The 21155-nt window shown below is 64.3% G+C and carries 20 protein-coding genes; 12 read left to right on the top strand and 8 right to left on the bottom strand.

Annotated features, from left to right (window positions below):
* The first annotated feature begins 15 nt into the window (after window positions 1–15).
* Together pdxA and rsmA are read left to right on the top strand one after the other, a co-directional pair.
* Window positions 16–1038, top strand: coding sequence for a 4-hydroxythreonine-4-phosphate dehydrogenase PdxA (gene pdxA / locus EO99_RS0109780; RefSeq protein ID WP_029618463.1), 1023 nt, complete (start codon window positions 16–18; stop codon window positions 1036–1038).
* The gene (gene rsmA, locus EO99_RS0109775) at window positions 1038–1865 is read left to right on the top strand and encodes a 16S rRNA (adenine(1518)-N(6)/adenine(1519)-N(6))-dimethyltransferase RsmA (protein WP_029618462.1); all 828 of its coding nucleotides are present in this window, start codon (window positions 1038–1040) and stop codon (window positions 1863–1865) included. Before pdxA ends, rsmA begins: the two co-directional genes overlap by 1 nt.
* Window positions 1866–1904: 39 nt before the next feature.
* Here rsmA and gmk read toward each other — a convergent pair whose 3' ends face one another.
* The 8 genes from gmk to EO99_RS0109735 form a co-directional block, all read right to left on the bottom strand.
* Window positions 1905–2567 (bottom strand): guanylate kinase, encoded by a 663-nt coding sequence (gene gmk, locus EO99_RS0109770; protein ID WP_029618461.1) that lies wholly within the window; start codon window positions 2565–2567, stop codon window positions 1905–1907.
* 3 nt (window positions 2568–2570) lie between these two features.
* Window positions 2571–3458, bottom strand: coding sequence for a YicC/YloC family endoribonuclease (locus EO99_RS0109765; protein WP_029618460.1), 888 nt, complete (start codon window positions 3456–3458; stop codon window positions 2571–2573).
* A 30-nt stretch (window positions 3459–3488) separates the two neighbouring features.
* Complete coding sequence (gene mltG, locus EO99_RS0109760; RefSeq protein ID WP_029618459.1) at window positions 3489–4688, bottom strand: endolytic transglycosylase MltG; 1200 nt, start codon at window positions 4686–4688, stop codon at window positions 3489–3491.
* Window positions 4689–4802: 114 nt separating this feature from the next.
* Window positions 4803–6065 carry a beta-ketoacyl-ACP synthase II gene (fabF, locus tag EO99_RS0109755; protein WP_029618458.1) on the bottom strand — a complete coding sequence of 421 codons (1263 nt, stop codon included), beginning with the start codon at window positions 6063–6065 and terminating at the stop codon, window positions 4803–4805.
* A gap of 107 nt (window positions 6066–6172) precedes the next feature.
* Window positions 6173–6409, bottom strand: coding sequence for an acyl carrier protein (locus tag EO99_RS0109750; protein ID WP_029618457.1), 237 nt, complete (start codon window positions 6407–6409; stop codon window positions 6173–6175).
* 274 nt (window positions 6410–6683) lie between these two features.
* A complete protein-coding gene (gene fabG, locus EO99_RS0109745) occupies window positions 6684–7421 on the bottom strand; it encodes a 3-oxoacyl-[acyl-carrier-protein] reductase (RefSeq protein WP_029618456.1) in 738 nt (245 codons plus the stop codon).
* A gap of 75 nt (window positions 7422–7496) precedes the next feature.
* Window positions 7497–8441: an ACP S-malonyltransferase gene (fabD, locus tag EO99_RS0109740; protein ID WP_029618455.1), complete on the bottom strand. Its 945-nt coding sequence runs from the start codon at window positions 8439–8441 to the stop codon at window positions 7497–7499.
* An 85-nt stretch (window positions 8442–8526) separates the two neighbouring features.
* A complete protein-coding gene (locus tag EO99_RS0109735; protein ID WP_029618454.1) occupies window positions 8527–9813 on the bottom strand; it encodes an Nramp family divalent metal transporter in 1287 nt (428 codons plus the stop codon).
* A gap of 191 nt (window positions 9814–10004) precedes the next feature.
* Here EO99_RS0109735 and EO99_RS0109730 point away from each other — a divergent pair, with 191 nt between their 5' ends.
* The 10 genes from EO99_RS0109730 (at window position 10005) to alr (ending at window position 21066) form a co-directional block, all read left to right on the top strand.
* Window positions 10005–11048, top strand: coding sequence for an aldo/keto reductase (locus tag EO99_RS0109730; protein ID WP_029618453.1), 1044 nt, complete (start codon window positions 10005–10007; stop codon window positions 11046–11048).
* Between the two features lie 131 nt (window positions 11049–11179).
* Window positions 11180–12109, top strand: a complete 930-nt coding sequence (locus EO99_RS0109725) for a calcium/sodium antiporter (protein WP_029618452.1) — start codon at window positions 11180–11182, stop codon at window positions 12107–12109.
* A gap of 277 nt (window positions 12110–12386) precedes the next feature.
* A complete protein-coding gene (gene rpsF / locus EO99_RS0109720; RefSeq protein WP_029618451.1) occupies window positions 12387–12854 on the top strand; it encodes a 30S ribosomal protein S6 in 468 nt (155 codons plus the stop codon).
* A gap of 22 nt (window positions 12855–12876) precedes the next feature.
* A complete protein-coding gene (rpsR, locus tag EO99_RS0109715) occupies window positions 12877–13125 on the top strand; it encodes a 30S ribosomal protein S18 (protein ID WP_029618450.1) in 249 nt (82 codons plus the stop codon).
* Window positions 13126–13276: 151 nt separating this feature from the next.
* Window positions 13277–14248: a DUF2232 domain-containing protein gene (locus EO99_RS0109710; RefSeq protein WP_029618449.1), complete on the top strand. Its 972-nt coding sequence runs from the start codon at window positions 13277–13279 to the stop codon at window positions 14246–14248.
* Window positions 14249–14268: 20 nt separating this feature from the next.
* A complete protein-coding gene (rplI, locus tag EO99_RS0109705; RefSeq protein WP_029618448.1) occupies window positions 14269–14844 on the top strand; it encodes a 50S ribosomal protein L9 in 576 nt (191 codons plus the stop codon).
* A 159-nt stretch (window positions 14845–15003) separates the two neighbouring features.
* Complete coding sequence (locus EO99_RS0109700) at window positions 15004–15978, top strand: TAXI family TRAP transporter solute-binding subunit (protein ID WP_029618447.1); 975 nt, start codon at window positions 15004–15006, stop codon at window positions 15976–15978.
* Between the two features lie 94 nt (window positions 15979–16072).
* Window positions 16073–18121: a TRAP transporter permease gene (locus EO99_RS0109695; protein WP_029618446.1), complete on the top strand. Its 2049-nt coding sequence runs from the start codon at window positions 16073–16075 to the stop codon at window positions 18119–18121.
* Between the two features lie 217 nt (window positions 18122–18338).
* The gene (locus tag EO99_RS0109690; protein WP_029618445.1) at window positions 18339–19841 is read left to right on the top strand and encodes a replicative DNA helicase; all 1503 of its coding nucleotides are present in this window, start codon (window positions 18339–18341) and stop codon (window positions 19839–19841) included.
* A 64-nt stretch (window positions 19842–19905) separates the two neighbouring features.
* Entirely contained in the window at window positions 19906–21066 is a 1161-nt protein-coding gene (alr, locus tag EO99_RS0109685; RefSeq protein WP_029618444.1) for an alanine racemase, read from the top strand.
* Window positions 21067–21155 lie beyond the last annotated feature (89 nt).

Below are 21155 nucleotides of genomic sequence, written 5' to 3'. Positions count from 1 at the left end.
CCAACGAGGAACAGAATGCCGCTTGATCGTCCGCTTGCTCTCACCCAGGGCGATCCCGCCGGCATAGGTCCCGACATCGCGCTTGCTGCCTGGCTGAACCGTCAGGCAACAGGCCTGCCATCCTTCATCTATCTGGGCGATCCGGCCGTGCTGGCCGCACGCGCGCGGCTGATCGGGCTAGATGTACCCCTCAGGGAAGTCGAGCCTTCAGCCGCCCTCTCCGTCTTTTCCGATGCCCTGCCCGTCCTTCCGATCGCCGCCGGAGCGGAAATCGCTGCCGGCGAACCGCACGTCGCGACGGCAAGGGGAACGATCACCGCCATAGAGACGGCCGTGGCGTTGACGCTGGAAGGCCGCACGGCTGCGGTCGTGACCAATCCGATCGCCAAATCCATCCTCTACGCTGCCGGCTTCGGCTTCCCCGGCCACACCGAATTCCTGGCCGATCTTTCCGCCCGCGCGACCGGCAAGCATGTGCTGCCCGTGATGATGCTGGCAGGAACAAAGCTTCGCGCCATCCCGGTGACCATTCACATCCCCCTCAAGGACGTCCCATCCGCCCTGACGGAGGACCGCATCATCGAGACCTGCCGCATTGCGCATCACGATCTGAAGGACCGCTTCGGCATCGCCCAGCCGCGTCTTGCCGTCGCCGGCCTCAACCCGCATGCGGGGGAAGACGGTGCCATCGGCAAGGAAGACATGGAGATCATCCATCCGGCCATCGCCAGGGTCAGGAGCGAGGGCATCAATGCCTTCGGGCCGCTTTCTGCTGACACGATGTTCCATGACGAGGCGCGCGCACGTTACGACGTCGCCATCTGCATGTATCACGACCAGGCGCTGATCCCGGCCAAGGCGCTGGGCTTCGATACCTCCGTCAACGTCACGCTCGGCCTGCCCTTCATCCGCACCTCTCCCGACCACGGCACCGCCTTTGGCCTCGCCGGACAGGGCGTGGCGCGCGAGACGAGCCTAGTGGAAGCGCTGAAGCTTGCCGCCCAACTTGCCGGGACGTCGGCGCAGGCCTCCGTCTGATGGCAACACTGGACGGTCTGCCGCCGCTGCGCGATGTGATTCAGCGCCACGGCCTCGATGCCAAGAAGTCGCTCGGCCAGAATTTTCTTCTCGACCTCAACCTGACGCAGAAGATTGCCCGCAGCGCCGGTCCGCTCGAAGACGCCACCGTCATCGAGGTCGGGCCTGGTCCCGGCGGCCTGACGCGGGCGATCCTCTCGCTCGGGGCAAAGAAGCTGATCGCCATCGAGCGCGACAGCCGCTGCCTGCCGGCGCTGGCCGAGATCGCGGACCACTACCCCGGACGGCTGGAGGTCATCGAAGGCGACGCGCTGAAGGTGGACTTTGCCGCACTGGTGCCGGAAGGCCCCGTCAAGATCATCGCCAACCTGCCCTACAACATCGGCACGCAGCTCCTCATCAACTGGCTGCTTCCCGAGCGCTGGCCACCCTTCTGGGATTCGCTGACACTGATGTTCCAGAGGGAAGTGGGGCAGCGGATCGTGGCGGATGAAAGCGACGATCACTACGGCCGCCTGGGTGTCCTCGCCGGCTGGCGCACCGACGCCCATATGGTCTTCGACGTGCCGCCACAGGCCTTCACGCCGCCGCCGAAGGTGACGTCCACCGTGGTTCACCTGACGCCACGCCAGACGCCCCTGGACTGCGATGTCACGAAGCTCGAGAAAGTGACGCAGGCCGCCTTCGGCCAGCGCCGCAAGATGCTGCGCCAGAGCGTCAAGTCGCTGGGCGGCGAAGCGCTGCTGACCAAGGCCGGCATCGACTCGTCGCGTCGCGCCGAGACGCTGTCCGTCGAGGAATTCGTGACGCTGGCGAACTGCCTCTAAGATTCTGAGCGAACTGCGCCGGGCCGCCCGCTTCCGACTCTAAAGCTGCGGCTCTTCCGTCAGGAGTTCCCGGACGAAATCGAAGAGGCCGTGGCGGCGGTCGCGGCGGATGCGTTCCGCCTTCACGATGCAGCTGACATGCCCGAAGGCTTCATCCAGGTCGTCGTTGACGATGACATAGTCATATTCCCGCCAGTGCTCGATCTCGGCACGCGAGTTGAGGAGCCTGGTGCGGATCACCTCTTCGCTGTCCTCGGCCCGGCGATGCAGGCGCGACTGCAGTTCGGTCATCGACGGCGGCAGCACGAAGATCGACACCACGTCGGCCTTCATCTTCTCCTGCAGCTGCAGCGCGCCCTGCCAGTCGATGTCGAACAGCATGTCGCGGCCTTCCGCCATCGCCTGCTCGACTGGCTCGCGAGGGGTGCCGTAGAAGTTGCCGTGCACCTCGGCCCACTCCAGCAGGTCACCGGCGTCGCGCATGCGCTCGAACTGGGGCACCGTGATGAAATGGTAGTGCTTGCCGGCGATCTCGCTGGGTCGCTTCGACCGGGTGGTGACGCTGACGGATATCTCCAGGCTGTGGTCATCCTCCATCAGATTGCGTGCGATGGTGGATTTGCCGGCGCCGGACGGCGAAGAAAGGACGAGCATCAACCCACGGCGGGCGATCTTGACAGGCGTGGACGCCGCGGGATTCATGCACTACTCCAGATTCTGGACCTGTTCACGGAACTGGTCGATGACGACTTTGAGATCGAGGCCTGCGGCGGTGACCGCTGCCGAATTTGACTTGGAACAGATGGTATTCGATTCGCGGTTGAATTCCTGGGCCAGGAAGTCCAGACGGCGCCCGATGGGACCACCCTTCTCCAGAAGCCCAGTCGCCGCCGCAACATGCGCCTTGAGCCTGTCGATCTCTTCGCGCAGATCGGCCTTCGTTGCAAGCAGTGCCACCTCCGCATGGAGACGTGCGGGATCGAGGACCGAAGCGTCCTGCAGCACTGTCGCCACCTGCTGCAAGAGCCGGCGAGCGATTTCCTCCGGGGATCGGGACGGATCCGCCTCGACGACGGCGGCAAGCGCCGCGATCTGAGCCACCTGCCCCGCCAGAACCTGCGCCAGCGCGCGGCCCTCGGACTGCCGCATCTCTCTCAGCGCCGTCAGGGCATCGCTCAGACAGGAAAGGATGGCAGCGTCGCGGGCGGCGACCTCGCCCTCCCCGTCCTCGACCTCGCGGATATCGACGATGCCGCGCAGACCGAGCAGCGTGTCCATCCGCAAGGGCGCGGGATCGACCACGTCGCCCAGTTCGGCACGCAGCGCCAGGACTGCGTCCAGAGCGTCCCGATTGACGACGGCTTCGAGCTTCGTTTCGGAAAGCGTGAGCGTCAGTGTCGCCTGAAGGTTGCCGCGCGAGAACTGCTCCGACACCTGCCGACGCACGTCCGTCTCGAGCCGCTCGAAACCGTTCGGCAGGCGCAGCCTAAGATCAAGCCCCTTGCCGTTGACGGACCGCAGTTCCCAGACGATCCGGTAGCGCCCCTCGGCTGCTTCGCTGCGGGCGAAACCGGTCATCGACTGAAGGTTCATGCGTTTTTCTCCGCCAACGGTCGATGGCCTTTAGTTCGACGGCCGCTCGGCCTCTGCGCCACCGGGCTGGCCGTCGCTGAGCTCTGCCTCGGGGCTGGCGGCGCGTTCGGCTTCCAGGCGCCGCCAGCGGCGGACGTTGGCATTGTGCTCGTCCAGCGTCGGCGCGAATGCGTGGCCGCCGGTGCCGTCGGCGACGAAGTAGAGGTCTTGCGTGCGCAGCGGGTTTGCCACCGCCTCGAGTGCCGCGCGACCGGGGTTGGCGATCGGCGTCGGCGGCAGGCCGTTGATGACATAGGTGTTGTAGGGCGTTTCCTTCTCGATGTCCGACCGGTAGATCGGACGGTCGGCCGGCTTGCCGTCGCCTCCGAAGAGACCGTAGATGATGGTCGGGTCGGACTGCAGGCGCATGCCCTTCTTGAGCCGGTTCAGGAAGACCGAGGCGACGCGGGCGCGTTCCTCCGGCTGTCCGGTTTCCTTTTCGACGATCGAGGCCAGGGTGACGAACTCCTCCTTCGTCTCGATCGGCAGATCGGGGTCGCGCTGCTCCCAGACCTGATCGATCAGCCGCTGCTGGGCCGTGCGCATCTGCTGGATGATGTCGGCGCGATCGGCGCCGCGCGAGAACTTGTAGGTATCGGGGCGAAGGCTGCCTTCCGGCGGGATCTCGGCCGGCAGATCGCCTTCCAGGACCGGATCCTCGGCGAGCCGCAGCATCATCTGACGAACCGTCAGGCCTTCCGGGAAGACGATGGAGTACAGGATGGACTTGCCGGATTCCAGCAGCTCCATGACCTCCTTCATGGAAGCGCCGGCCGGGATCTGGTATTCGCCGGCCTTGAGGGTGCGGCCATCGCGCAGATAGGTGGCGCTGACATAGCGGAAGACGCGGGCATCGGAGACGATGCCGTTGCGCTCGAGGTTGTTGGCAATCTCGGCGATTCCATTGCCGGCGCGCACCATGAAATTGGTATCGGCTTCCAGCGGACCATCCTTCTGGAAGGTCGAGATCATGTAGTAGAAGCCGGCGACGGCGACGACACTGACGACGACGACCATCGTCATCACGAAGTTCAGGAAGATCACCAGCTGGCTGCGGGCATTGCGGGACCGTCTCGGCGGTTCCGGCACGCGCTCCGGTCTCAACGCCTCATTGGGCGACTTCGGGATGATGGGGCCGTTGCCGCCGCCATGGTTCGGTGGCGTCTCGCCCGTATGGTTGCTGTTGTTCACTGCGCCCCCCTGGAATGCACGGTCGACAATTCGCTGTTTGACCAAGCAATGCGGCAAAAACAGGTTCAGAATGGAGAGACGCCGGGTGCCGGCGGCTCCCGGCCCCCCTAGCAGTCAGGCCTCATAGCGGCGCAGGATCAGCGACGCATTTGTGCCGCCGAAGCCGAACGAGTTGGACAGCGCCACATTGATATCACGCGAGCGCGCCTTGTGCGGCACGAGGTCGATGGCCGTCTCCACGTCGGGGTTGTCGAGGTTCAGCGTCGGCGGCGCGATGTTGTCGCGGATCGCCAGCGTCGCAAAGATCGCCTCGACGGCACCGGCAGCACCGAGAAGATGGCCGATCGCCGACTTCGTCGACGACATGGAAATCTTCGACGCGGCATTGCCGACCAGCCGCTCCACGGCCCCGAGCTCGATCGTATCCGCCATCGTCGAGGTGCCATGGGCGTTGATGTAGTCGAGATCGGCGGCAGTGAGACCGGCACGCTTCAGCGCCATGGTCATGCAGCGGAAGGCGCCGTCGCCGTCCTCGGAGGGCGCCGTGATGTGGAAGGCGTCGCCGGACAGGCCGTAGCCGACCACTTCCGCATAGATCTTGGCGCCGCGCGCCTTGGCGTGCTCCAGTTCCTCGAGGATCACGATGCCTGCGCCTTCGCCCATGACGAAACCGTCGCGGTCGCGATCATAGGGCCTGGAGGCCTTCTGCGGATCGTCGTTGTGCTGCGTGGAGAGCGCCCGGCAGGCGGCAAAGCCGGCCAGTGCAATGCGCGAGATGGGGGATTCGGCACCGCCGGCCACCATGACGTCGGCATCGCCGAGCGCAATCAGCCGCGATGCGTCGCCGATGGCATGCGCACCGGTGGAACAGGCCGTGACGACGGAATGGTTGGGACCGCGCAGCTTGTGGCGGATCGACACCTGTCCGGAGATCAGGTTGATGAGGCGGCCGGGGATGAAGAAGGGAGAAATCCGCCGGGGACCCTTTTCCTTCAGCGTGTAACCCGCCTCGACGATGCCTTCCAGCCCGCCGATGCCGGAGCCGATCAGGACGCCGGTTGCGATCTGGTCCTCGTCCGTCTGCGGATGCCAGCCGGCATCGTTGAGTGCCATTTCGGCGGCAGCCATGCCGTAGACGATGAAGGGATCGACCTTGCGCTGCTCCTTCGGCTCCATCCAATCATCAGCGTTGAATGTGCCGTCCGAGCCGTCGCCGAAGGGAATTCGGCAGGCAATCTGCGCCGGGAGGTCCTCGACCTCGAATTCCGTGACTTTCCGTGCCCCGTTATGCCCCGAAAGCAGCCTTTGCCAGGTTACTTCGGTACCGCATCCGAGAGGAGATACCATGCCGGTACCGGTGATAACGACACGTCTCATCGCCAGCGTTCCCACCCTAGTATGTCGTGTTTAAGTGCTAAAACGGCCCGAACAAGCGGGCCGCCAGGGGGACTGCCGGAGGCATTGTCCCGCGATCGAACGTTCGATCAGGCCTGAGCCTTCTCGATGAACTTGATGGCATCGCCAACCGTCAGGATCGAGTCGGCAGCGTCGTCGGGAATTTCGACGCCGAATTCTTCTTCGAAGGCCATGACCAGTTCGACGGTGTCGAGGGAGTCCGCGCCGAGATCGTCGATGAAGCTTGCGCCTTCGACAACCTTGTCGGCGTCAACGCCGAGGTGATCAATAACAATTTTCTTAACGCGTTCTGCGATATCGCTCATGTCGGTTTCCTCGACCTTTATCTTCTCGAATGCCTCAATGGCACCCGTACCCTGTTGAAACCTGCGCCGGCCTTCGAACGTCGGCTACGCGGGCAAACCCGTTCAACCCTCTACAGGTTCCGATCATAGCAGCAAAAGCGCAATGATCCCCTGTATTTCGGGGCGACTGTCCACAGTCATGGCCCGCTTAACATGCTTTCGATGTTCCGCAAAGCCAGAATCTGTTCCCGCCGGAAGCACCAACAACTTCGGTGCGCGGCGGGGTATGAAGCGATCAGATCATCACCATGCCGCCGTTGACGTGCAGCGTCTGGCCCGTGACATAGCCGCTCTCGTTCGACGCAAGGTAGAGGACTGCGGCTGCGATGTCGGCGCCGGCGCCCATGCGCTTCATCGGGATGGCGCCGAGGATCGCGTCCTTCTGCTTGTCGTTCAGCTTGTCGGTCATCGCCGACTCGATGAAGCCCGGCGCGACGCAGTTGACGGTGACGTTGCGGGTGGCGATTTCCTGCGCCAGCGACTTGGTGAAGCCGATCATGCCGGCCTTGGAAGCGCAATAGTTCGCCTGCCCCGGATTGCCGGTGACACCGACCACCGAGGTGATGTTGATGATGCGGCCGAAGCGGCGGCGCATCATCGGATGCGTCAGCTCGCGGGTCAGGCGGAAAGCGGAGGTCAGGTTGACCTCCAGCACGGCGTCCCAGTCCTCGTCGCTCATGCGCACGAAGAGGCCGTCCTTGGTGATGCCGGCGTTGTTGACGAGGATATCGACACCCTCGAGCTCCGCTTCCGCCTTCTCGCCGAGCGCCTTGACCTCGGCGCGATCGGAGAGGTTGGCCGGGAAGATCTTGACGCGGTCGCCGAGTTCAGCGGCCAGCGCCTCGAGCTTTTCGACGCGGGTGCCGTGCAGGCCGACGGTCGCGCCCTGCTTGTGCAGCAGGCGAGCGATCTCTTCGCCAAGGCCGCCTGTTGCGCCTGTCACCAATGCCTTGCGGCCTGTAAGGTCAAACATTGTCATGTCCCTTCGTTAGGCATGTCGCTCGCGATGCGTAGGGCGCGATGGCGACATGCGAATAATCAACGGTGTTCAGCCGAGGATGGTCGCCAGTGCGGCCTCGATGTCGGCCGGCGAATTGACGGCCGTGCCGGACAGGTTCTTGTCGATGCGGCGCGCAAGGCCGGTCAGGACCTTGCCGGCACCGATCTCGTAGAGGCTGGTGACGCCGTTGGCGGCAAACCATTCGACCGTTTCGCGCCAGCGGACCTGTCCGGTGACCTGGCTGACGAGGAGGTCGGCGATCTCGCCGGCATCGGTAACCGGTGCCGCGCGGACATTGGCGATGACCGGCACGACGGGGTTGTGTTTCTCGACCTGCGCCAGGGCGTGACGCATGGCATCGGCCGCCGGTGCCATCAGGGCGCTGTGGAAGGGTGCGGAGACCGGCAGCATGATGGCGCGCTTGGCGCCCTTTTCGGTGGCCAGCGCCGCGGCCTTTTCGACCGCTGCCTTGGATCCGGAGATGACCAGCTGGCCGCCGCCGTTGTCGTTGGCGATCTGGCAGACACCGGCGCCGGCAGCCTCATGGCAGACAGCCTCGACGTCGGCATGCTCAAGGCCGATGATGGCCGCCATGGCGCCCTCGCCGACCGCCACGGCGGACTGCATGGCATCGCCGCGGATGCGCAAGAGGCGCGCCGTATCGGCAAGAGAGAACATGCCTGCCGCACACAGGGCGGAATATTCGCCCAAGGAATGGCCGGCAACATAGGAGACCTTGTCGGCCAGGTTCAGGCCGCGGGCTTCCATGACCCGGATCGCCGCAATCGAGACGGCCATCAGCGCCGGCTGGGCATTGGCCGTCAGTGTCAGCGTTTCTTCCGGGCCGTTCCAGATGATGTCGGAAAGCTTCTGGCCGAGCGCGTCGTCGACTTCGTCGAAGACCGCACGAGCCTCGGGATAGGCATCGGCAAGATCCTTGCCCATGCCGACAGCCTGACTGCCCTGCCCCGGAAACGTGAATGCAATAGTCATGGGACGATGTCCTTCCCTATGTTTTTTGCACTTCCAATTCACGTTCCAGGGTCAGGAGTCAAGGCGGAGGGCCGCAGCGGCCCCGTCAGCCGCCGGAGAACAGGCGGACGATCTCGTTGGCCGACAGGACGATGAACAGCAAGGCGGAAATGCCGAGCAGACCGTTGGACAGCCAGCCGCTGCGCCATTCCACCGGCACCCTCTTCGAATTGAGGAGCCAGATCAGCGTCAGCGCCAGGAAGGGCATGAAGAAGGCGCCGAGAGCCCCGTAGATGATGACGAGCAGGAACGGGCGTCCGAAGTAGAGGAGGACCATCGGCGGGATCGTCAGCCAGAACAGGTAGAAGCGGAAGGCCGGGGTCTTCTCCAGTCCCACCCGCGAACCGGTGTCACCGCGCATGTTGCGGACGAAGTCGGCGAACAGGAGGGAAACGCCGTTCCAGACGCCCAGAATGGACGAGATGGCGGTGGCGAAGAAGCCGACGAGGAAGAGCGTCGCGACCGTGCCGCCGAATCGTTCGGCCAGTACGGCGCGCAGGTCGAGCAGGCCGCGGTCGCCGTTCGTCAGGGCGATCTGCGCGGTATAGAGGAGCTCGGCGCCGACGATCAGCATGGAAATGACGAAGATGCCGGTGACGACATAGGCGACGCGGTTGTCGAGCCGCATGATGCCCATCCAGGCGGGCGTGCGCCAGCCCTTGGCATTCACCCAGTAGCCGTAGGAGGCCATGGTGATCGTGCCGCCGACGCCGCCGATCAGGCCGAGCGTATAGAAGGCGGACCCTTCCGGAATGCTCGGTACCAGGCCGGCGATGGCTTCGCCGACGTTCGGGCCAACCAGGATGGCCACGCCCACGACGATCACGAACATCACGCCGATGCAGATCTTCATGGTGTTCTCGAAGACCTCGTAGCGGTTGTATGCCACGAAGGCGGCACAGGAGAGACCGGAGATCATCGCCCAGGCCCAGAGCGGCAGGAAGGGGAAGAGCGCCGCCAGCGGCAGAGCGGTCGCGCTCATCGCGGTGGCGCCATACACGAAGCCCCAGATGATGATGTAGATGCCGAAATACCAGCTCGTCCAGCGGCCGAGCGAACGCCAGCCGTCCAGCATGGTGGAGCCGGTCGCCAGGTGGTAGCGGGCAGAGCCCTCGGCGAGCGCAATCTTGACGATGCAGCCGATGACGGCGGCCCAGAGAAGCGCATAGCCGAACCGGGAGCCGGCGATCAGCGTGGCGACCAGGTCGCCGGCGCCAACGCCAGTGGCGGCGGCAACAATGCCGGGTCCGATCAGCTTCCAGTGTCCGTGGGAGGGCGGCGCTCCGGCATCCGGAACACCGGAGACATCCGATCGGGGTGAGGAATCATCCATTTGAAAAAGCTCCAAAATCAATGCAATCCGGCCACCGTCTAGCCATCTGCCCGCCCCAATGCAATTTGCTCCCGGAAAGTTGCATTGGGGCGTGTCCGGATCGGACGTGCCCGCCGGCAGGGTGACCGGACGCTTGCACTGCAGCAATTCCGGATTAAGTTTGCGGCATCTGCAAGCACGGGATCGACTTCATGAAATTCAATACACTGGGCTGCACGGACATCTCCGTGTCGGAGATCTGCCTCGGAACGATGACCTGGGGGTCGCAGAACACCGAGACCGAGGCGCATCAGCAGATGGATCATGCGCTGGAGGCCGGGGTCAATTTCTTCGACACCGCCGAGCTTTACCCGACCACGCCGGTGAGCGCCGAGACCTACGGCCGTACCGAAGAGTTCATCGGCAGCTGGCTGAAGAAGACCGGCAAGCGCAAGGACGTCGTGCTCGCAAGCAAGATCGCCGGCAGCGGCCGTCCGCATATCCGCGATGGCCGGCCGGTCGACAGGGAGACGATCAAAGAGGCAGTCGATGCCAGCCTGAGGCGCCTGCAGACGGACTATCTCGACCTCTACCAGATCCACTGGCCGAACCGCGGGCATTATCATTTCCGCAACTCCTGGGATTTCGATGCCTCGACACAGGACAGCGCCGACGCCATGTCCGGCATCGCGGAAAAACTGGAAGCGCTGAACGACCTCGTGAAGGACGGCAAGATCCGCGCCGTGGGCCTCTCCAACGAATCGGCCTGGGGTACGATGCAGTACCTGAAGACCGCCGAGGCCAAGGGCCTGCCGCGCGTCGCCTCGATCCAGAACGAGTACAATCTTCTCTACCGGCCGTTCGATCTCGATCTCGCGGAAGTCTCCCATCACGAGGACGTCGGGCTGCTGGCCTATTCGCCGCTGGCAGCCGGCATCCTGAGCGGCAAATACCTGGACGGCGCCCGCCCCGAGGGTTCGCGCGCCAGCATCAACAGCGACCTCGGCGGTCGCCTGCAGCCGCTGCAGGAGCCGGCGGTCAAGGCCTATGCAGCGGTGGCGGCCAAGCACGGGCTCGACCTGGCGCAGATGGCCCTCGCCTTTTGCCTGGCGCGCCCGTTCATGACCTCCGTCATCATCGGCGCGACCAGCATGGAGCAGCTGAAGACGGCCATCGGAGCAAAGGACGTGAGCCTGAGCGACGAGGCGAAAAAGGACATCGCCGGCGTCTACCGGCAGTATCCGATGCCGATCTGAGACCTCTCGCCCGGGACCGGCGCCACGATCCAACGAAAATGTGAAGTGGCATGGACTGTGAAACTGGACCCGGGCCCTCCAATTGGGTCCCGATCAATTTCAATGCGCTGCGAGCGCAACATGGGGGTTCTATGGACTATTTGCTGGTTTTGGGTGGCCTGGTCGGCCTTTATTTCGGTGCGGAATGGCTCCTGCGCGGGGCCATCGCACTGGCTTACAAACTCGGCATCCCCACGCTGCTGGTCTCGCTGATCATCGTCGGCTTCGGCACCTCGATGCCCGAACTGCTCGTTTCGCTGCGGGCTGCCCTTTTCGGGTCTTCCGACATCGCCCTTGGCAACGTCGTCGGCTCGAATGCCGCCAACATCCTGCTGATCATCGGCTTCTGCGGCCTGATCTTCCCGATTTCCGACTGGGACAAGAGTGTCAAACGGGACACCTACGTGATGATCGGCTCCGCCGTTCTCCTGCTCGCCCTGGTCCAGTTCAGCGAAATCGGCCGCCTGGCCGGCCTTCTGATGGTGGTGTTCCTGGCCGCCTACCTCGGCTATGCCTACCTGCAGAGCCGCGGCAAGGCCGTTGTCCTGGACGACGAGGTTCGTCACGAGGCCCTGGGAAGCGGCTTCACGGCCCTCCTGATTCTGGGCGGCCTTGCGACGCTCTTCGTCGGCGCTGAATCGCTGGTGCGCGGGGCGACGAACCTCGCCCGGGAATTCGGCATCTCGGAGGCCGTAATCGGGCTGACCGTGGTTGCCGTCGGCACCTCGCTGCCGGAGTTGGCCACGGGCGTGATGTCGGCGCTGCGCAAGCATTCCGACATCATGATCGGCAATATCGTCGGATCGAACATCTTCAACATCCTGTTCATCCTGGGCGTCACCTCGATCATCCAGCCGATCGCGGTCGCTCCCCGCTTCGGGAGCTTCGACGTGCCGGTGATGCTGGCGGTGACGCTCGGACTGGCCGCGCTGCTGCTGACGCATGTCGGTGTCCGCAGGCTCGTGGCCGGTGCGATGCTGGTGCTCTACGGCGTCTACACGGTCGTGCTGGTCCAGGTGTAGGCCGCAAAATTGCGGCTTGGCCCTTGCGTTTCCAGCCGTTGCGCGTATAAGCGCGCCTGTTCGAACACCCGGTCTTCTGGCTGGTGGCTGAACGGAGGGCAGGTCCGGGCAACCGGACTGCAGGGACCACAAGGTTCCAGCCTCCCGTGTCTCCGCTCTCGACCGTCTCGATCAAACAACTTTTCTTGCCGGGCTTTGATGCCCATCAGGAGCAGTCGTTGAGGCTTAGCCGCCGAAGCCGGGTGACAGACTAAACGCAAGAAAAGGCAAAGCTTACATGGCTCTTTATGAACACGTATTCCTTGCCCGACAGGATATGTCCGCGCAGCAGGTCGATGCCCTCGTAGAACAGTACAAGGGTGTCCTCGAAGCGAATGGCGGCAAGGTCGGGCGCGTAGAAAACTGGGGCCTCAAGTCCCTCACCTACCGCATGAACAAGAACCGCAAGGCTCATTACGCACTGATGGACATCGACGCACCGGCAGCTGCCGTGCACGAGATGGAACGCCAGATGCGCATCAACGAAGACATCCTTCGCTACATGACGGTTTCCGTCGAGAAGCACGAAGAAGGTCCTTCCGCGATGATGCAGAAGCGCGATCGTGACGACCGTCCGCGTCGTGACGGCGACCGTCCGAGCTTCGGCGACCGCGATCGTGGTCCTCGTCCTGACCGTGGTCCCCGCGAAGATCGTGGCCCGCGCGAAGGTGGCTTCGAGCGCCGTCCGCGCGAAGACCGTGCGTAATAGAGCTTAAGGAGAAAACATCATGGCTGACATTTCCGCCGCTCCGGCACGCCGTCCGTTCCACCGCCGCCGCAAGACCTGCCCCTTCTCGGGCGCCAATGCACCGCGGATCGACTACAAGGACGTTCGTCTCCTGCAGCGCTACATTTCCGAGCGCGGCAAGATCGTACCGTCGCGCATCACGGCCGTTTCCCAGAAGAAGCAGCGCGAACTCGCCAAGGCGATCAAGCGCGCCCGCTTCCTCGGCCTGCTGCCCTACGTCGTAGCGTAAATCCGAACAGAGGCTCGCCGAGCATTCGGCGAGCCTCGTCCCTTCCGCGATGGGCGCGGATCGGAATGACCACAAATCCCATGTTGGGGATGGAAATGCCCGAAAGATCCGGGCGTGATCCCCTAACTGCTTTGCGCAGGACAGCGAGACCGTGAAGACATCGAACCAGACATTGCTGCCGATCGGCATTCTTGCCGGCGTTGTCGCTACCCTGCTTGTGCTGGTGGCGATGTCGCAGCCGGCGCTCGCCTCCGTTCTTTACGCCGCCTCCGCCCTCCCCATTCTGGTCGCCGGCCTCGGCTGGGGCAACCGCACCGCCGTGATGGCGATTGTCACCGCCGCAGTCCTTGGCGCGCTCATCGTGTCGCTGCCCTTTGCGCTGACCATGGCGATCTTCACCCTGATTCCCGCGGGCTGGCTGTCACACCTTGCCAATCTGGCGCGTCCGGCGTCCGAAGTCGGCGGACCGGATGACCTCCTGGCCTGGTACCCGCTCTCGGACATCCTTCTGCATCTCTGCGGCCTGGTGACGCTTGCCGTCATCGCGCTCGGCGTGGTGATCGGCTACGGGCCGGACCTGACCAACGAGATGGTCGACATGATGACCCAGGCCCTGCAGACGCAGGACCCGACGCTGATACCGGATCCGGCCGGCCTGGCGCAGACGAAGTCGATGTTCGTGCTGATGCTGCCGATGATCCAGGGCGGGCTGTGGGTCCTCCTGCTGTTTGCGGCCTATTACATCGCCACCCGCCTGGTCTCCCGCTCGGCGCGTGCCCTTCGCCCGCGCGAGGACATGCCGTCGGCGCTGCGGATGAACCGCTATGCGATCTTCGTCTTCCTTGCCGGCATCCTCGCCACCTTCCTCGGCGGCGTCCCGGCGATGATCGGCGCCACCGTCTGCGGCACCTTCGGCGCCGGCTTCCTGATGGCCGGCTTTGCCGGCCTGCACTACCGCAGCAAGGGCAAGGACTGGCGCCTGCCGGTACTGGTGCTTGCCTATCTCTCCTCGTTCATGCTCCTGCCGGCGCTCTTCATCCTCGTTCTCGGCATTGCCGACACGCGACGGACGATCGCGCTGACGCCGGGGCGAGACGCAGATCAAACCAACGAAACCAAGTAACTTCTCGAAAGGACACGTCCATGCATGTTATTCTTCTTGAACGGATCGCCCGGCTCGGCCAGATGGGCGAGACCGTAAAGGTCCGTGACGGCTACGCCCGTAACTTCCTTCTGCCCCAGGGCAAGGCACTGCGCTCCAACGAAGCCAACAAGAAGCGCTTCGATGCCGAGCGCGCGACGCTTGAAGCCCGCAACCTCGAGCGCAAGGGCGAAGCCGAGCAGGTAGCCGAAGCGCTGAAGGGCAAGATCTTCGTCATGGTCCGCTCGGCCGGCGAAACCGGCCAGCTCTACGGTTCGGTCGCTGCCCGCGACATCGTCGAAGCACTTGCTGCCGAAGGCTTCAACATCGGCCGCAACCAGGTCGACCTCAGCCAGCCGATCAAGGCCATTGGCCTGCACAAGGTCACGCTCCTGCTGCATGCGGAAGTCGAGATCGAGATCGAGATCAACGTGGCCCGTACGGCCGAAGAAGCTGCCCGCCAGGCACAGGGCGAGAGCCTGACCTCGGCTGACGCCATCTACGGCGTCGACGAAGATGCCCTTCGTCCGGAAGACTTCTTCGATCCGGACGCAGACCGCGACGAAGACGAAGAATAAGCCTTCGTCGACATCCAGACATGCAAAAGGCCCCCGGCGGATACCGCCGGGGGCCTTTTGCATGAATGCGGATGGCAAAAGCGGGACAAGACGGGGAGGCTGTTGACACAGCGGCTGATCCTTCTCCATGGTGAAAAAAACAGGAGAAAGGGAACACCCATGAAATTCCACAAGAGTCTGATCGCCATGGTCGGCGTGCTCGCGGTCGGCGCCAGCGTCGCCTTCGCACAGTCGCCCGCCTTCTTCCGCATCGGCACCGGCGGCACCGCCGGCACCTACTACCCGATCGGCGGCCTGATCGCCAACGCGATCTCCGGCGCCGAGGGCAAGGGCGTCGAAGGCCTGGTCGCCACGGCGGTGGCCTCCAACGGCTCGGTCGCCAACATCAACGCCATCCAGGGCGGCTCGATGGAATCGGGCTTCACCCAGTCGGACGTCGCCTACTGGGCGCACACCGGCACCGGCCTCTACGAAGGCAAGGGCAAGGTCGAAGACCTGCGCCTCATCGCCACCCTCTATCCGGAAACCATCCATGTGGTCGCCCGCAAGGATGCCGGCATCAACTCGATTGCCGACCTGAAGGGCAAGCGCGTCTCGATCGACGAGCCTGGCTCGGGCACGATCGTCGACGCCCGCATCGTTCTCGGCGCCTTCGGCCTGACCGAAGACGACATCGAGGCGGAACACCTGAAGCCCGGCCCGGCCGGCGACATGCTGCGTGACGGCGCGCTCGACGCCTACTTCTTCGTCGGCGGCTATCCGACCGGCGCGGTCTCGGAACTGGCGACATCCGCAGGCATCTCGCTCGTGCCGATCAGCGGTCCGGAAGTAGACAAGCTGCTCGAGGAATACAGCTTCTTCTCCAAGGACACGGTTCCGGCTGAAACCTATTCGGGCGTTGCCGAAACCCCGACCATCTCGGTTGCCGCCCAGTGGGTGACGAGCGCCAAGCAGTCCGACGACCTCGTCTACAACATCACCAAGACGATGTGGGACGAGAACACGCGCAAGGAACTCGACGCCGGCCACGCCAAGGGCAAGATGATCACGCTGCAGAACGCCACGACGAGCCTCGGCATTCCGCTGCATCCGGGCGCCGAGCGCTTCTACAAGGAAGTCGGCGCGCTGAAATAAGCGGCTGACGCCCACCCGGAAGAACAGCGGCGGTCCGCCAGAAGCAGGCCGCCGCTTTTTGTTGAGACAAGGCGATACAGGCAGAGGGACATCCATGGCCGACGGCGACAAGATCGCTCCGATGGAGCTGGACGAGGCAAAGGCGCGCGAGCTGGAAGAACAGTTCGATTCGGAAATCCGGTTCCGGCCGCTGGCGCCGATGGCCGCCCGCATCGTCGGCACCCTGCTCGTCGCCCTGTCGGTCTTCCACTATTATACCGCCGGCTTCGGCCTGCTGTCGGAAATGCTCCACCGCGGCATCCATCTGTCCTTCGTGCTCGGGCTGATCTTCCTGGTCTTCCCCTTTTCCAAGACGGGATACAGCGAGCCGGCACGCGCAAGCCTGATCCGCCCGCTCGGCATCTCGCTGTTCGACTGGGCGCTGGCGATCGGTGCCGTCGTGGCGGTCATGCATGTGCCCTTCATCCCCCTCGACGATCTCGCCTTCCGGGTCGGCAATCCGACGACGACGGACGTGGTGCTCGGCGGCATTCTCGTCCTCGTCCTCCTGGAGGCGACGCGCCGCTCCGTCGGCTGGCCTTTGCCGATCATCGCCATCTGCTTCATGACCTATTCCATCTACGGGCCGTCGATGCCGGGCATCCTCGTGCATCCGGGTGCGTCCTTCTCGCAGCTGATCAACCACCTCTACCTGACGAGCCAGGGCATCTACGGCATCGCGCTCGGCGTCGTGGCGACCTATGTCTTCCACTTCGTGCTGTTTGGCGTGTTTGCGACCCGCATCGGGCTTGGCCAGCTCTTCCTCGATTGCGCCGCATGGGTTGCCGGTCGCTATGCCGGCGGTCCGGCAAAGGTGTCGATCTTCGGTTCGGCACTGTTCGGCATGATCTCCGGTTCGTCCGTCGCCAACACGGTAACGGTCGGATCGCTGACGATCCCGGCGATGATCCGCATGGGCTACTCGCGCCCCTTCGCGGGGGCCGTCGAGGCGGCATCGTCGACCGGCGGGCAGATCACGCCGCCGATCATGGGGGCGGCTGCCTTCCTGATGATCGAATTCCTCAACCTGCCCTATACGACCATCATCATCGCCGCGATCGTGCCGGCCTTCATGCATTTCTTCGGCGTGCTGGTGCAGGTCCACTTCGAGGCCAAGCGCACCGGCATGCGCGGCATGACCAAGGAGGAAATGCCGGACCTGAAGGAAGCCTTCAAGCGTGACTGGCCGACCGTCATTCCGCTCGTCGTGCTCGTCGGAATCCTGCTTTCCGGCTACACGCCCTATCTCGCCGCCTTCTGGGGTATCACGCTCTGCGTGCTGGTCGGCCTCTTCAACCCGCGCAGGCGCATGTCGCCCGCAGAGATGTTCGACAGCCTGCGCGACGGCGCGAAATATGCGCTCGCCGTCGGTGCGGCGGCCGCCACCGTCGGCATCGTCGTCGGCGTGGTGACGCTGACCGGCGTCGGCTTCAAGATCTCCTATATCGTGACGACGACGGCCGCCGAGATCGCCGCCTTCATCGGCACCTTCATGCCGGCAGCCTGGTTCGGGCCGCAGGCGCTGACGCTCCTCTTCACGCTGATCATGACCGGCATCGTCTGCATCCTGATGGGCTGCGGCATCCCGACGACCGCCAACTACATCATTATGGCGACCATCGCCGCGCCGACCCTCGGCATGCTGGGCGTCGAGCCGATCGTGGCGCATTTCTTCGTCTTCTATTACGGGGTGCTGGCCGACATCACGCCGCCCGTGGCGCTCGCGGCCTATGCGGCGGCCGGCATGGCGGGGGCCGATCCGTTCAAGACGGGCAATACCGCCTTCCGACTCGGGCTCGGCAAGATCCTGGTGCCCTTCGTCTTCGTCTTCTCCCCGTCCCTGCTGCTGGTGACGGCGGACTTCACCTGGAGCAATTTCTTCATCGCCTTCATCGGCTGCACGCTCGGCATCACCTTCCTCGGGGCCGCCCTCTCCGGCTTCATGCTGGTCAGAACCGCCGCGTGGGAGAAACCGCTGCTGATCCTGTCGGCCATCCTGCTCGTCGTGCCGGAGCTCACCTCGTCGCTGATCGGTTTCGCGCTGGTCCTGCCGGTGCTCTACCGACAGTTTTCCGGCTACCGGGCCACGCCTGCGGCCTTGTAGGCGGACGCGGCAGAGGCTATTCTTGTTCGACCGTGGCAGGCTTCGGCCCTTTTGCCACGGTCAACACATCTCGTTTGTTTCAGCGCGTTTTTTATCCACAGGCTCATGCCAGGCTGTGGAGATCGCCGGTTTCGCAAGATTCTCGCGTCGTCTCCCCCATGGCTGCCTCAGAGTGCGGTAGGATGGCGCTGAAGCACGACAGACTCGATTGGACGACATGCAGGACGTAGCACGCAAGCTGACGGCACTCAGCAACAAGGACGCCGAACCGCACTACCGCGAGGCCCCGAACAATATCGAGGCGGAGCAAGCGCTGCTCGGCGCCATCCTCGTCAACAACGACGCCTATTACCGGGTTTCGGACTTCCTGAAGCCGCCGCATCTGCACGAGCCGCTGCACCGCCGGATCTTCGAGGTGGCCGGCGACATCATCCGCATGGGCAAGACGGCCAATCCCGTCACCATGAAGACCTTCCTGCCGGCGGAAGAGCGTGTCGGCGACCTGACGGTCGCGCAGTATCTGGCGCGTCTGGCCGCCGAAGCCGTGTCGATCATCAACGCGGAAGACTATGGCCGGGCGATCTACGACCTGGCGCTGCGCCGGGCGCTGATCACGATCGGCGAGGACATGGTCAACATCGCCTATGACGCGCCGCTCGACATGCCGCCGCAGACGCAGATCGAGGACACCGAACGCCGTCTCTTCGAACTGGCCGAGACCGGTCGCTACGACGGCGGCTTCCAGTCGTTCAACGACGCGGTGGCGCTCGCGATCGACATGGCCGGTGCCGCCTTCGAGCGCGACGGGCAGCTGTCGGGCATTTCCACCGGCATCGTCTCGCTCGATGCGAAGATGGGCGGGTTGCAGCGGTCCGACTTGATCGTGCTTGCCGGACGCCCGGGCATGGGCAAGACCTCGCTGGCGACCAACATCGCCTACAATATCGCCGCCGCCTATGAGCCGGAGGTGCAGCCGGACGGCTCCTACAAGGCCCGGAACGGCGGCGTCGTCGGCTTCTACTCGCTCGAAATGTCGTCCGAGCAGCTCGCCACCCGTATCATCTCCGAGCAGACCGAAGTCTCCTCCTCCAAGATCCGCCGCGGCGACATCACCGAGGCCGACTTCGAGAAGCTGGTGGCCTGCTCCCAGATGATGCAGAAGGTGCCGCTGTTCATCGACCAGACCGGTGGCATCTCGATCGCCCAGCTCTCGGCCCGGGCCCGGCGCCTGAAGCGCCAGCGCGGCCTCGATTGCCTGGTCGTCGACTATATCCAGCTGATGACGGGGTCGGGAAAATCCGGCGAGAACCGCGTGCAGGAAATCACCCAGATCACCACAGGCCTGAAGGCGCTCGGCAAGGAGCTGAACGTTCCGATCGTTGCGCTCTCGCAGCTGTCGCGCCAGGTGGAAAGCCGCGAGGACAAGCGCCCGCAGCTCTCCGACCTTCGCGAATCGGGCTCCATCGAGCAGGACGCCGACGTGGTGCTCTTCGTGTTCCGCGAGGAATACTACGTGAAGAACATGGAGCCCCGCGACATTTCCGATCCGAAGTATCCCGAGTGGGAACAGCTCTTCGAGAAGGTCAAGGGCACGGCCGACGTGATCATCGCCAAGCAGCGTCACGGACCGACCGGCACCGTCAAGCTCGCCTTCCAGTCGGAGTTCACCCGCTTCACCGATCTCGCCGAGTCGAGCTTCATCCAGTACGAAGAGCACTAAGCTTTCTTCGGAAGGCTTGACGACGCCCTGCCCCTCCGCACCAGACGACGGATTTTGCATCTCCATGACCGACCATGACGAGTTCCCCGACCTGATCGACGATTTCGACATCGCCCCGGTGCGGCTGACGGTCGACCTGCAGGCGCTGGCGGACAACTGGCGGGACATGGGGCAGCGGTCGGGAGCTGCGCGGGCGGCGGCCGTGGTCAAGGCGGATGCCTACGGGCTGGGGCTCGAGGACTGCGGCTCGACGCTCTACGAAGCCGGGGCGCGCGACTTCTTCGTGGCGGTGGCGCAGGAAGGCGCGACGCTTCGCGCCTATGCGCCCGACGCGCGCATCTTCGTGCTGTCCGGCATCTGGCCCGGCCAGGAGCGAATCTTCTTCGAGAACGACCTCGTGCCGGTGCTTGCCTCCGAAGAACAGCTGGCGTTCTGGATGGCGGTGATCGCCGAACACGGCGACTATCCGTGTGCGCTGCAGGTCGATACCGGGTTCAACCGGCTTGGGCTGGCGCTCGAGGAAGCGCTGGCGCTGGCAGAGGACGTGTCGCGACCGGCGAGCTTCTCGCCCGTTCTCATCCTCTCGCATTTGCACAGCGGTGACACGCCCTCCTCCCCGACCAACAGGGCGCAGCTTGAATCCTTCCGGCAGGTTAGCGCCGCTTTCGAAGGCATCGAATCAAGCCTTTCCGCCTCCGCCGGCATCTTCCTCGGGCCGGACTATCACTTCGACCTGACGCGCCCCGGCATTGCTCTCTACGGCGGCGAATCCGTTGCCGGCATGGCGCCGCTGCGGGCGGTCGCAAAAGCCGAGGCGAGGATCATCCAGATCCGCGACGCGGGCGTCGGTGAGACGGTCAGCTACGGCGCGACCCATCGGCTGACGCGCCAGAGCCGGCTGGCGGTCGCTTCGGTCGGCTATGCCGACGGCTACCTGCGGTCGCTCTCGGGCTCCGGTATTCCGCTTCGGGCGGACGGCAGTCCGGGTGCCTTCGGCTTCGTGGCGGGCCAAAGTGTTCCCGTGATCGGGCGCATCACCATGGACCTGACGATCTTCGACGTGACGGACCTGACCGAAGGCGCAGTCCGGCCCGGCGACTACATCGAGCTGTTCGGCGAAAACATTGCGCTCGACGATGCCGCCCGTGCCGGCGGGACGATCGGCTACGAACTGCTCACCAGCCTCGGCCTGCGCCACGAGCGCCGATATCTGCAGGCGGAGTAATCCGCCTCCCTCTTGCCATCGCCGCCATGGCCGATTAAGTGGAGATGTTCCGCTTTCGTTCTCATGCGGACATCAGACCGAGGCGGCGA

The sequence above is a fragment of the Pseudorhizobium marinum genome (genome assembly GCF_000705355.1).
Taxonomy (GTDB): Bacteria; Pseudomonadota; Alphaproteobacteria; order Rhizobiales; family Rhizobiaceae; genus Neorhizobium; species Neorhizobium pelagicum.
The sequence above is the reverse complement of the archived record's forward strand: the minus strand, read 5'-3'. Positions and strand labels throughout refer to the sequence as shown.